Annotated in this window: 10 protein-coding genes; 4 read left to right on the forward strand and 6 right to left on the reverse strand. The window is 40.2% G+C overall.

What is annotated here, in order from left to right:
- Positions 1-346: 346 nt before the first annotated feature.
- The 6 genes from RM529_RS13645 to RM529_RS13670 all read right to left on the reverse strand — a co-directional run bounded on the left by RM529_RS13645 (position 347) and on the right by RM529_RS13670 (position 6,229).
- A complete protein-coding gene (locus tag RM529_RS13645; protein WP_311485334.1) occupies positions 347-1,660 on the reverse strand; it encodes a family 8 glycosyl hydrolase in 1,314 nt (437 codons plus the stop codon).
- 185 nt (positions 1,661-1,845) lie between these two features.
- A complete protein-coding gene (locus RM529_RS13650) occupies positions 1,846-2,259 on the reverse strand; it encodes a DUF6691 family protein (RefSeq protein ID WP_311485335.1) in 414 nt (137 codons plus the stop codon).
- A 5-nt stretch (positions 2,260-2,264) separates the two neighbouring features.
- Positions 2,265-2,822, reverse strand: coding sequence for a YeeE/YedE family protein (locus RM529_RS13655; RefSeq protein WP_311485336.1), 558 nt, complete (start codon positions 2,820-2,822; stop codon positions 2,265-2,267).
- 66 nt (positions 2,823-2,888) lie between these two features.
- Positions 2,889-4,226 carry an MBL fold metallo-hydrolase gene (locus RM529_RS13660; protein WP_311485337.1) on the reverse strand — a complete coding sequence of 446 codons (1,338 nt, stop codon included), beginning with the start codon at positions 4,224-4,226 and terminating at the stop codon, positions 2,889-2,891.
- 496 nt (positions 4,227-4,722) lie between these two features.
- A complete protein-coding gene (locus tag RM529_RS13665) occupies positions 4,723-5,520 on the reverse strand; it encodes a sulfite exporter TauE/SafE family protein (protein ID WP_311485338.1) in 798 nt (265 codons plus the stop codon).
- A 76-nt stretch (positions 5,521-5,596) separates the two neighbouring features.
- Positions 5,597-6,229 (reverse strand): Crp/Fnr family transcriptional regulator, encoded by a 633-nt coding sequence (locus RM529_RS13670; protein WP_311485339.1) that lies wholly within the window; start codon positions 6,227-6,229, stop codon positions 5,597-5,599.
- Between the two features lie 458 nt (positions 6,230-6,687).
- On the opposite strand from RM529_RS13670, the gene RM529_RS13675 reads away from it, so the two are divergent.
- The 4 genes from RM529_RS13675 to RM529_RS13690 all read left to right on the forward strand — a co-directional run bounded on the left by RM529_RS13675 (position 6,688) and on the right by RM529_RS13690 (position 13,011).
- Positions 6,688-7,113 carry a hypothetical protein gene (locus RM529_RS13675; RefSeq protein WP_311485340.1) on the forward strand — a complete coding sequence of 142 codons (426 nt, stop codon included), beginning with the start codon at positions 6,688-6,690 and terminating at the stop codon, positions 7,111-7,113.
- A gap of 129 nt (positions 7,114-7,242) precedes the next feature.
- The gene (locus tag RM529_RS13680; RefSeq protein ID WP_311485341.1) at positions 7,243-8,328 is read left to right on the forward strand and encodes an efflux RND transporter periplasmic adaptor subunit; all 1,086 of its coding nucleotides are present in this window, start codon (positions 7,243-7,245) and stop codon (positions 8,326-8,328) included.
- A 23-nt stretch (positions 8,329-8,351) separates the two neighbouring features.
- Positions 8,352-11,576 (forward strand): efflux RND transporter permease subunit, encoded by a 3,225-nt coding sequence (locus RM529_RS13685; protein ID WP_311485342.1) that lies wholly within the window; start codon positions 8,352-8,354, stop codon positions 11,574-11,576.
- Positions 11,569-13,011, forward strand: a complete 1,443-nt coding sequence (locus RM529_RS13690) for a TolC family protein (protein WP_311485343.1) — start codon at positions 11,569-11,571, stop codon at positions 13,009-13,011. Before RM529_RS13685 ends, RM529_RS13690 begins: the two co-directional genes overlap by 8 nt.
- Positions 13,012-13,194: the final 183 nt, after the last annotated feature.

Consider the following 13,194-nt stretch of genomic DNA (forward strand, 5'->3'; position numbering starts at 1 on the left):
ACGGATATGTTATTTACAACCTCTTTTTCTGAAGAAAAGAAAAAAGTCAAGCCCGGAATTTGCCAATTTTCGATCTTTATTCCTCAGAAAGGCCAAAAAATGCAGATTATTTCAGCTTAAATTCAGGAAATAGATTAAAATCAGCTACTTTTTTATTTTTTGCGGTGTAAACCTCTTCTTCCGAAGAAAATAGGTAGAAGGACAGCCTTCAAATTTGGTAATTATCGACCGAAATAATTGCAAATGGCTAAAATTCAGCTCAATTTTAAAAATTTCAGAAAAAAATAGAGGAGCAAACGCTAATTTGCTCCTCCTGATGATTTTGTATTCACACTGTACCTGCTTCTTAATTCATTTCCGGAGTAATAATTTGATAATTTCCGCTTAGGTGCATCAAACTGAAGAGATACATTAGTCCGTCAAAATAAGGATCAAAATATTCGTCTGGATAAGGCTCAAGTTTGGCATTCCAGACCGCATCTACAAATTCCCGACTTTTCTCCTGGGGACTCATAATAGCAGTAGTCGCCGCGGTAGAGACTAATCCCAGCGAATGTCTTAACTTCTGGTAACCTCCCGCAGGCAGGATCCAGTCCGGAGTTGTTCCATCTATGTTATATTGATCTACGTAAGTATCCATTCCCTGCTCATACAGGAAATTCTGAAAACGCCGTGCATAATCCTTTTGCCACTCCTTATCTTTTGCGTACCAGCTATAATCCATCGCAATATTCATAGGTACACGCCAGGAATCGTATCTAAATGCATCACCCATTTTTCCGCGGCTATGCGGCTCCCCGCTAAACTCGGAATAATCTGGTGTTAAGGCCGTGACGGGATGAGTGGCACGATGAAGAAAAGCGCGGGCAGTATCTGCATATTCCCGGTATAATTCCTCGCGGCCGTCATTGGCATATTCTGCCCAAACTTCGTAAAACGCGGGCAGGTGATAAGAAGGATCTGTCCAGTCGTAACCATTTACATCAGGCACAAAATTAATCATCTTGTGCTCTGTATTAATTACATTTTTAACTCCCATAGTACCGTCTTTGCTATACATCGCATCCAGTATCCTTTTTGCTTCAGCATAATAATCGATGCCAGTATTGTTCCCCCAGCGGTTTGATGCAAATAAAAGATCTGTCACAAAATAAAGTTCACCATCTGAGGCCGAACCTTCGGCATTATGTTTACCGGTAATGGGATCTACACTCCAGGCGAAATAAGCATCACGCGGACCGCCCTGGTGTTGCATATTTGCTTTTGTCCAACGCCAGAGTTTATCGAAAACTTCTTTTTTATCAAGCTGAACAGCCACCATCATTCCGTAAGAAAGGCCTTCTGTTCTCGCATCTTCGTTTTTAATATCAGAAACATACGCCATGGAATCGTTTACTTCAAAATACACCCGGTCCGGCCCCTCAAAAAGGTCGTAATAAGCTTTTTCCAGTTTTGCGTCGATTGCTTCCTGGGAATAGCCGGCATCCAGGAACACATTGCGGTATTTCCCTGTTTCAGCAGCTCCTTTTTCCCATGGATCCATTTTTCCGCGGGAAGCCATTTCACTTGTTTTGTTCTGTTTGGCAGATGAACATCCTGCTATTAAAATAATAACGATCACCATAAAGGTAATTGCACTTAAAAGTTGATTTCTCTTCATATATAGTAGCTTTATAAATAAACCTGAGATTAATTCTTAATTTAAGACAGATTCAATTTAAAATTGAAAGTCTGACGGTTTAAGTGGTCAAGATAACAATTTTAAGGTTATAGTCATAAGTACTAACTAATGATTCAGGATTAAAAACTGGTTTTATCATAAAGAGAAAAGCTAAAAATCATGTCTTAGTGCGGTAACTTATCACGAAGAATTCCGTAGAGAAAAGTTCCCAACAAGGCTCCAAATAACACGACCAAAATGGAGACATATCCCGCTCCAATTAATGTATAAATGGGCCCCGGACACGATCCTGCAAGCGCCCATCCCAATCCAAAAATAATTCCGCCATACATATACCGGCTAAAGCTTTTATTCTTTGGTGTAAATTTAATGGGTTCGCCATCTATGGATTTTAGTTGATATTTCTTAATAAGGTAAATCCCCAACACCCCAAGTGCCAGTGCAGAACCTATAATCCCATACATGTGGAAGGACTGAAACCGGAACATTTCATAAATGCGAAACCAGGATGCGGCTTCACTTTTAAACATTACAATTCCAAAAATGATCCCTATAAGTAAGAATTTTAAATATTTCATATCTGTTAAAAAATTAAAGGAAACAACAGGTGGATCATAACAAGTCCACCCACAAAAAACCCTACAACTGCAATAAGTGAAGGTAGTTGAAGGTTACTGAGGCCGGAGATGGCGTGTCCCGAAGTACATCCACCGGCGTACCTCGCTCCAAAACCGATTAAAAGTCCGCCAATAAGTAAAATAAACAGGGACTTAGGATCAGCCAAAGCGGCTGTGGCAAAAAGCTCATCTGGAAGATAAGCCTCTCCTGCACTGGAAAATCCGAGGCTCTCCAAAGTTGTCACCGTGTCTGGATTAATTTTTACGGCCGTATCGGTGCTTAAAAAGTTGGCAGCTATAAATCCGCCAATTATGGCACCAACTACCACTACCAAGTTCCATCGCTGACTCTTCCAGTCGAAATTAAAAAAGTCTGCTTTTTTTCCGGCTCCTCCAATAGTACACATGGTACGCAGGTTAGAAGACATTCCGAAGGTTTTACCTCCAAACAGCAGCATAAACATAATACCTGCTATAAGAGGTCCCGAAACATACCAGGGCCAGGGTTCTAATATCCAATCCATATTTTTCTTTTTCTCATTAAGACCGTTTTTTATTACAACAGCCTGCTACTTATTGATAATTACTTCTTACTTAAAATCCTGAATTGCTTCGCTAAGGTCAAAAACCTTTTGGTCGTTGAATTTATTCTCCAGGATACTGCTTCCGGCCGCAGAACGGTATCCGCCGGCACAGTGCACTACAAAAGGTTTGCCTTTCGGAAGCTCATCTGCGCGATCCCTTAGTTCGTTTAACGGAATTCCTATGGCATCCTCAAAGATCTTACCTTCTGCCAACTCACTTTCATTTCTTATATCGACAATAGTGTAATTATTTTTGTTGCTTTTAAAGTTTTCCAGATCAAATTCATCAGACTTTCTGAAAACCTCATTACTTAAAGTGATTACTCCTTTCATTTGTTTTTCATAACCAATCTTGGCCGTTCTTTCCAGTAACTCATCAATATCTTCTACAGAATTTACTGCCAGGTAGAAAGGTTCATTCGGTTCAACAATGGCTCCCAGCCATGTCTCATATTTGTCACCTTCAGTTCTCGACATGATGTTGATGCTATCAGGAAGATGTCCTTCTTTATAATCATTTTCATCTCTAACATCTACTACAGTTATTCCTGCCTCAACTTCATTTACAGCTATTTTTAAAGGTACCCGATATTTTTCCTGCTGAACGTTTCCTGCTCCATCGCGGTTTATATCTACATTAAATTTGAAGTAAGAAGGAATAAAAGGTTGGTCCTTGAGGATCTCTTCTACAAATTCCTCTTCAGTCTGTTCTTTAAAAGCCCAGTTGCCCATTCTTTCGTCTCTTAAAGTACTGGAAGGAGAATCGCTCATGTTCTTTCCACATAAGGATCCTGCACCGTGAGCAGGGTAAACAAGAGCTTCATCTGGGAGATCGTTAAATTTAGTCTGTATGGTATTGTACATTGCTTTGGCGAGTTCTACCCGTTTTGCTTTCATATTTCCTGCTTTTTCACGAAGATCGGGGCGGCCTACGTTCCCAATAAATAACGTATCACCGGTAAATAATGCGATCTCACCGTCTTCTTCGGCAACAAAGGTTAGGCTATCTGGGGAATGCCCAGGAGTGTGCAACGGACGAATACTAATTTTGCCAATTTTCAGGCTCTGTCCCTCATCAAAAGGTTCATGAGGGTAATTTACTCCCACCTTTTCGCTAACATAAATAGTGGCACCTGTCTCCCTGTGAATCTGTAAATGTCCGCTCACAAAATCGGCGTGAGGGTGTGTTTCAAAAACCGCTACGATCTTTGCGTTATGTTCTTCAGCAAACTTATAATATTGTTTAGGATTACGGCTTGGGTCAATCAGAGCCATTTTTCCTTCACTTACAATAGCATAGGAGTAATGTGCTAATGGTTCGTCTTTAAATTGTTCTATTTTCATTTTGGTTCAATTACTTTATACTTTAGAAATGACTTTCGATCATTTCAACTTAATCTTTACTTATACAAAAGTACTTTCCTAAATCGCATTGTGCAGTAACATTTGTTACACAATTTGATCTTCCCTGTTTTTCTATTACTTCTGGTTAGCAGCTTAAGCCATCTTAAAAACATTAACTACCAGATTTTATTTAAACCTTCAGATCTTACACAAATAACACGCATGAGTTTAGACTTCGGAATAAATTCTAAATTAGTAGTGCCCGGTTAAAGACCAAAGATCGCTTCGCTGCAAGAAACAAGAATAAAGATTTGATCGTAACTAACTGGTGATCATCACAACTTTTCAGTGGCTCGTTCTAAAATAAATAAGATGGAAAGAATTTCAAAAGCAAGCCTGAAAAGACAGCAACAGCTTCAGATGGTTGTATCCATGGGACTTTTCAATTTTTAGTAAAAGTTCTACCGGACAACAATGATTCTGAATAGTAAAAATATTAGAAAAGTTCTTCCCAAATGATGTAAATTCCCATTACAAGCACAAACCAGCCAAAGCCTTTTTTCAGTTTTCCGCCATCTATAAATTTGTTTAGGTAGCCTCCAAAAAAAATCCCGGCAATTGAAAGTCCGGTAAAAACCAAAAGGAACATCCAGTCTATTTCCAGGTTTTGTACATCACCAATAAATCCAATAAGAGATTTAGCGGCTATAATGAGCAGGGAAGTTGCAACAGCCTTCTTCATAGGTAGTTTTGCCAGGAGCACAAGTGCCGGAATGATCAGAAATCCGCCACCCGCACCTACTATTCCGGTAAGCATTCCAACCACAATCCCCTCTATAATAATTAACGGGTAGTTATACTTAACTTTTACTTCCTGTAATTCTCCCTTTCCATTTTCCTTTATCATCGAAATAGAAGCCACAACCATGATAAGGGCGAAAAATAGCATGATCCCAATATTTTTGGTCACTTCAAAGCCCCACAGAGAAAACAGGTGTTTGGGAATTGCAGGAACTAAAAATTTGCGGGTGCTGTACACAGCAATAAATGCCGGAATGGCGAAGACAGTGGCAGTGCGAAAATCCACCAGTTTCTTCTTCATATTATTTATTGCTCCTACCAGGGAGGACGCCCCTACTATAAAAAGAGAATATGCTGTTGCAGTAACTGGGTTTATGGATAGCAGGTAAACCAGCACGGGCACTGTTAAAATGGAACCACCACCACCAATGAGACCTAAAACAATTCCTATTACTAAAGCACCAACGTATCCTAAGAGATCAATTACTTCCAAAACTTTCCATTTAATTTTACGCAAAAGTAACCTCTTCCCTCTCTCTGCGCAGTAACAAAAGTTACAGAGCTATAGCTTAAAGCTCATGAACAACTATAAAATTGCGTTGTAGAAGGATTTTCTTCTCCATTTCCAGTCTTTTTAACAATCTTGAGATCACCACGCGCGAAGTGTTTAAATCATACGCAATCTGTTGATGGGTAACCTGTAGTTCCTGAGACTGATTAATTTTGGCTTTGTCCTGAAGGTAACGTAGCACGCGCTGGTCCATATTCATAAATGCCAGGGTATCTATGGTTTCAAGCATTTCTGATAGCCTGGATTGGTAACTTTCAAAAACAAAATTCCTCCAGCTTTTAAACCTGGTGGTCCATTCCTCAATCTTTCCAATGGGAACCATAATAAATTTTGTATCCCTTTCGGCTACTGCCCTTATCTCACTTTGGGTCTGGCCAAGGCAGCAGGAAAGAGTGAGCGCACAGGTATCGCCGCGCTCTAAGAAATAAAGTAGTAATTCACTGCCTTCTTTATCTTCCCTAAGGATTTTTATCGCCCCCTCCAGAAGTAAGGGCATGGAGGTGATATAATCGCCAATATCCATAATAACCTCACCTTCCCTGACAGTTTTTAAGACGCCGCTTTTGGCTATTTCCTGAAGTAGTTCCTTTTCAAAAATAAACCCGTAAGCATCGTTAAGCTCTTGTAGCATATATATATTCTTAGAAAGGGTTTAAGTTAATGCATAATTTGAAACTTCTGAAAGCATTTCTGGCACGAAAAACAGACATTTTACGCTAAAAATTGGAAATATCATCGGCAAATATCACTAAAATAAGCAAGGATACGACATAAAAATCCTGAACTCCGGTTTACTTCTTAAATTTGAGCCTATTACTCTACTTTACAATGGAATTTGTTTCTAAATCGGCTACTTTTCCCCGAGCAAGGCTATCTTTTCCTCACCAAGTGAACTAAAGGCCGATATTTGCCATTTTGAGCATGTGCTTAATTTCTGAAGAAAAAAATAATGCTTCTGGTAAGTCAGGTGATCTTCCTGTTTTCCTGTAAGGCTGAATGAAAAGTTTCAGTTTCCAATAAATTCAATTTCTCCCCTCATAATGCATATACTAAAATTTTCTATGTAAATTTGCAGCCTCAAAATGAGCATTGAATAAATATCCCACACATACTATAGCTTCTAAGACAGGTTCAACCAACATTTTTGGTTTGTCCTTCTTTATTTTAGGACTGTTAATGGTTTGGGGGCAAAACAGTTCCTTTCTTCTTAATGAAGAGGCCGATTTTAATTATCAGAAAAATGCTCTTTTCTCTCAGGATTCAGAAGATAGCGGTTTTCCGCTATTTCACCTTACCTTAGAAACGAGCGAAGAGGAAGTTTCTCAAGATTCTAACCCTAAGGATTCTTATCGGGATTTTTCTTATCCAACTTCTTCAGGAAGTGATTCTCATCTTGTAAGGATTCAGAATAATCTTTCACACAATCAGGCATCCTGCGTGGATCTTGAAGTGCATAACCGCAGCAGGATTTCCTTCATTATTCTTTACCACTGCTGGAAAGGATTTATAAGCTAAAAATCGAATTTATACTGAATTCCCTACTCATCATTTGTACGGAATCTAATTGACGTGCCCTGAATTTGCACTACGCATTTTCAAGAGGCCACTCATCCCCTATTTTCAATTTTAAAAACTTATAATCTTATGAAGAGGATATTATTTCTCCTCGGCATGGCCGGGCTTACAATTGCCAGCGCCTGCCAACACGAGACACATCACGTGCAAGAAGAAACCACTTATTTAGTAACAAAACCTGTAAAAAAAGATACTGTCATATTTAATCAATATGTGGGACGGCTGGAAGCTATACAACATATAGAACTGAGGGCCATGGAAAAAGGCTATTTAAAAAAGATCCACATAGACGAAGGTCAGCCGGTCAAAAAAGGCCAGTTAATGTTTGAGGTTATGCCTACCATTTATCAGGCCGAAATGGATAGAGCTTTAGCCGAATCTAACCTTGCCCAACTCGAATTTCAGAACACCAAAAGCCTGGCAGACAGTAATATCGTTTCCCAGAATGAATTTGCCCTTTCCAGGGCCGAATTGGATAAAGCGAATGCTCACTTAAAACTTGCAAAGGCCCACCTGGACTTCACAAAAATTAAAGCTCCTTTTGACGGAATTATGGGGAGATTCCATGTTCGGCTGGGAAGCCTCCTGGACGAAGGTGAGTTGCTCACCACTCTCGCAGACAACAGCCAGATCTGGGCTTACTTCAACGTGCCTGAAGCAGAATACCTGGATCTTGTTTCAGAAAATTTTTTAAAGAATATGCCGCAGGTAAATCTGGAAATGGCCAATGGGAAGACCTTTAAAAATAAAGGGACCATTGAAACTATTGAAGCAGATTTTAACAGGGAAACAGGAAATATCGCCTTCAGAGCTACCTTTCCCAATGAAAATAAAATCCTGAGGCATGGGGAGACAGGTAACATTCTATTACCAACAGAAATTAAAGACGCCTTGTTTATTCCGCAAAAAGCAACGTTTGAAGTTCTGGACAGAAAGTATGTTTTTGTAATCGACAAAGACGATAGGGTAACACAAAGGGAGATCACTGTAGAAAGAGAAATCCCCCACCTCTATGCGGTCAATAAAGGGCTTAATGTTAATGATAAAATTCTGGTGGAAGGTTTAAGAAAAGTAAAAAAAGACCAGAAAATTAAATATGAGCTTATCGACCAGAAAAGGGTACAGACAGAATTAAACCGGCTTCACGCTGAATAAAGTTTCACTCTAAATAAAATAAGATGTTTAGTAAATTTATTCAAAGGCCGGTTCTTGCCATAGCTATATCTATTGCAATAATATTCCTGGGGTTACTGGCCATTAACATGCGCCCCATTTCCCAATTTCCCGAAATTGCCCCTCCAAGGGTAAATCTCTTTATAGCTTATCCCGGTTCCAGCGCCGATGTGTTGGTGAATTCAACCTTAATTCCGTTAGAACGTGCCATTAACGGTGTGAACGGGATGCAGTATATTATTTCTGATGCCACGAGTGCAGGGGAAGCTACGATTCAGGTTGTTTTTGAACCAGGAACCGATCCTAATGATGCAGTGGTTAATGTAAAAACCCGGGTAGATCAGGTAATGAATAACCTGCCTCCCCTGGTACAGCGGGAAGGGGTTATTATTACGCCTATCCAGCCCAGCATGCTCATGTACGTAAACCTCTACAGCAAGGATAAAAACGCAGATGAAAAGTTTTTGTACAATTATGCCAACAGCCATATCCTTCCGGAATTACAACGTGTAAAAGGAATGGGGAGAGCGCAGATACTGGGAAGCCGTCAATACGCCATGCGTGTTTGGCTTAAACCCGACAGGATGCGCGCCTACAACATTTCTACAGAAGAAGTTCTACATGCCATAGATGAACAAAGTGTGATTGGAAGGCCGGGACGACTAGGGCAAAGTTCGGGTAAAACAGCACAATCCCTGGAATATGTATTAACCTATTCCGGCAGGTTCAATAAGCCTGAACAATATGAAGAAATTATTATAAAGGCCAATGCCGAAGGAGAAAGTTTAAAACTAAAAGAAGTTGCAGAAGTAGAACTTGGCAGTGAATTCTTTGACATTTATTCCAACAAAGACGGTTACCCTGCTGCTTCTATGGTACTCAAGCAAAACGTGGGCAGTAACGCCAGCAAGGTTATTGAGGAAGTAAAGGAGAAGCTTAAAGAAATGGAAGATGACTTTCCTCCAGGTATGGATTATGAAATTAATTATGATGTTTCCAAACTGGTAAATGCTTCTGTAGATAAAGTTATCCATACCCTTGTAGAAGCCTTTATCCTGGTGGCGCTTGTAGTATTCCTGATTCTTGGAGATTTACGGTCTACGCTCATTCCTGCTATTGCAGTTCCGGTTTCCTTAATTGGCGCATTCATTTTTATGCAGCTATTCGGGTTAACAATTAACCTCATCACCCTCTTTGCGCTGGTGCTGGCCATAGGAATTGTGGTAGATGATGCCATTGTGGTAGTAGAAGCTGTGCACGCCAAAATGGAAGAAGAAAATCTGTCTCCGTACAAGGCCGTAAAAAAAGTATTGGGCGAAATAAGCGGTGCTATTATAGCCATTACCTTAATAATGACTGCGGTGTTTGTACCGGTGGCATTTATGACAGGACCTGTAGGCGTTTTCTACCGCCAGTTTTCCATTACAATGGCCAGTTCTATTGTACTTTCAGGAATTGTGGCCCTTACCCTCACCCCTGTTTTGTGCGCAATGATCCTGAAAAACAACCATGGAAAAAAACGCAAAAAATCTCCGGTAGACAAATTCCTGGATTGGTTTAATCGAAAATTTGATGGCCTAACCGGAAAATACGCCCGTCTCCTGACTTTAATTGTTAACAGAAGGTTACTCACCTTTGGAATTCTTATTGCTTTTGGGTTTGGGATATTTATGGTCAACGACACGTTGCCTACCGGGTTTATTCCCAATGAAGATCAGGGAATGATCTATGCCATTATCCAGACACCGCCTGGTTCTACTTTGGAAAGAACAAATCAGGTTTCCCGTGAATTACAGGAAATTGCAGAAGAAGTAGAAGGAATTAAATCTGTTTCCTCCCTGGCAGGTTATGAGATCTTAACAGAAGGTAGAGGATCCAACGCCGGGACTTGTTTAATTAACCTGGAAGACTGGAACAACAGGAGGCATTCTGTTAAGGAAATAATGGAAGAACTGGAAGAAAAGACAGCAGATCTTGGAGCGGTAATAGAGTATTTTGAACCTCCGGCAGTTCCAGGCTACGGTGCTTCAGATGGTTTTTCCCTGCGAATGCTGGATAAGAACAGCACGGTAGACTATCAGGAATTTCAGAGGGTGAACAACGAGTTTATGGAAGCACTAAAGGAGAGAAAAGAACTTACAGGCCTTTTTACCTTTTTTGCGGCCAATTACCCTCAGTACGAATTAATAATTGATAATGAACTGGCTATGCAAAAAGGTGTTTCCATAGGCAAGGCCATGGAAAACCTGGATGTCTTAATTGGGAGTACCTACGAGCAGGGATTTACCAGGTTTGGCAACTTCTTTAAAGTCTACACCCAATCTGCTCCGGAATACAGGAGGCTCCCTTCAGACATTATGAATTTGTTCGTTAAAAATGAAGAAGGTGAAATGGTCCCTTATTCCGCATTTATGAAAATGGAAAAGAAGCAGGGACCAAATGAAATCACCCGCTTTAACCTCTATACATCTTCGGCTATAAAAGGAGCTGCCGCAAAGGGATATACAAGTGGCGACGCTATTAAAGCCATCCAGGAAGTTGCTGAAGACCACTTGCCGCAAGGATATGATATTGCCTGGGAAGGTCTCTCCTACGATGAAGCAAACCGTGGGAATGAAGCTGTTTATATATTTATTGTAGTGCTTATATTTGTTTACCTGGTACTTGCAGCCCAATACGAGAGCTTTCTTATTCCGTTGGCGGTGATCCTCTCTTTGCCTATGGGCGTTTTCGGTTCTTTTTTAGTATTAAAGACAATGGGTCTTGCTAATGATATTTATGCCCAGATAGGACTTATTATGCTGGTGGGACTCCTGGGTAAAAACGCCGTTTTAATTGTAGAATTTGCCATTCAGAAACATCATCAGGGCTTTACAGTGCTTGACGCTGCGATAGAAGGTGCCAAAGTGCGTTTTAGACCAATTCTCATGACATCCTTTGCTTTTATGGCAGGTCTGATCCCGCTGGTTATGGCTACGGGCGCAGGCGCTATAAGTAGTCGCACAATAGGAGGCTCTGCCCTTGGTGGAATGTTGTTTGGAACCGTCTTCGGGGTTCTTATTGTACCCGGACTTTATTACATATTCGGAAAAATGGCTGAAGGTAAACACCTGATTAGAGACGAGGATGAAAATCCATTAAGTGAGGACTTTGTAGAAAACTGGTCGAATGAGTCCCTCTTCAAAAGAATAAAGAAATACCTAAAGAAAAAAAATAATCAAGATGACTAGAAACAAAAGTTATCATTTAGCAGTAATGGTTTTGGCATTGTTCTTCTTATATAGTTGTAATGTATCAAAATCTACGGTGAGATCTGTAGACACAACAGTTCCTGCAAGTTATAATTACTTGCCGGATTCTGCCGGTATTGCCCTCTTAGATTGGAAAGAATATTTTAATGATCCAAAACTGGCAATATTAATTGACCAGGCTCTGGACAATAATAAGGAGCTGAATATTACACTTCAGGACGTCGAAATAGATAGCTATGAAATCACAGCTAAAAAGGGAGAATACCTTCCTTTTCTGGGGCTGAGAGGAGCAGCCGGAATAGAAAAAGATGGCGAATATACCCGCCACGGTGCGGTAGATAAAGCGTTGCACATTAAAGACGGACAGGCGATTCCCGAACCTCTTCCAGACTACATGGTAGGAGCCTATGCTTCCTGGGAAATCGATATCTGGAACAAATTGCGCAACAGTAAAAAAGCAGCGGTAAGTAAATACCTTGCAAGTGTAGAAGGAAAGAATTTCCTGATAACCCAGATAATTGCTGAAGTAGCAAACTCGTACTATGAACTTATGGCCCTGGACAATATCTTGGAAATCATTAATAATTACACTGAAATCCAGGAAGATGCGTTACGCATTGTAAAACAGCAGAAAGAAGCGGCGAGGGTCACCCAGTTAGCGGTGAACCGTTTTGAAGCCCAGTTATTGAACACTCAAAACCTTCAGTATCAGGTTCAGCAGCAAATAACTGAAACTGAAAATAACCTGAATTTTCTGACCGGTAGGTTTTCTCAGGAAATTCAAAGAAATTCTGGAATTTTAATGACTATGGACATGGAAAGACTAGCTACGGGAATCCCTTCAGAATTACTGAAGAACCGGCCGGATATCCGGCAAGCTGAAATGCAACTGGAAGCTGCCAAACTGGACGTGAAAGTTGCCAGAGCAGATTTTTATCCATCTTTTAGAATTGAAGCAGAGGCAGGTTTTGAAGCATTTGACGCCGCTTATTTAATAAATCCTGAATCTGTACTATACAATCTTGCTGGCGAGGTTATGGCTCCTTTACTGAACAGAAATGCTATAAAAGCAGCCTATAAGACCGCAAATGCGAAACAGCTACAGGCGGTTTTTAATTATGAACAAACTATTTTATCTGCTTACCTGGAAGTGAAAAACCAGCTATCGGCCTTTGATAACTATGCACAGAGTTTTGAAAAAAAATCTCAGGAAGTAGAAAGGTTAAACCGATCTATAGAAATTTCCAATAGCCTTTTTCGTTCTGCCCGTGCAGATTATCTTGAAGTGTTACTAACACAACGGGAAGCACTGGAATCCAGACTTGAGCTTATAGAGATCAAACAGAACCAATTAAATGCGCAGGTGAATGCTTATAAAGCTCTGGGCGGCGGCTGGGAACAACAAAACTTGTAGATTAAACATATAATCTAAAAGCCATATTAGCTGAATAAAGCCCCACAGACCTCAAAATCTGTGGGGTTCTATATTAGTCACTTACCTCTTTACAGAAACTTTGAAGGATGTATATTATTATCGACATGACACAATGAGGAGTAGTATTGAACTAAATTATCTTCAATAAAAATCTGGAAATTA

The sequence above is a fragment of the Autumnicola edwardsiae genome, from assembly GCF_031846505.1.
GTDB lineage: Bacteria > Bacteroidota > Bacteroidia > Flavobacteriales > Flavobacteriaceae > Autumnicola > Autumnicola edwardsiae.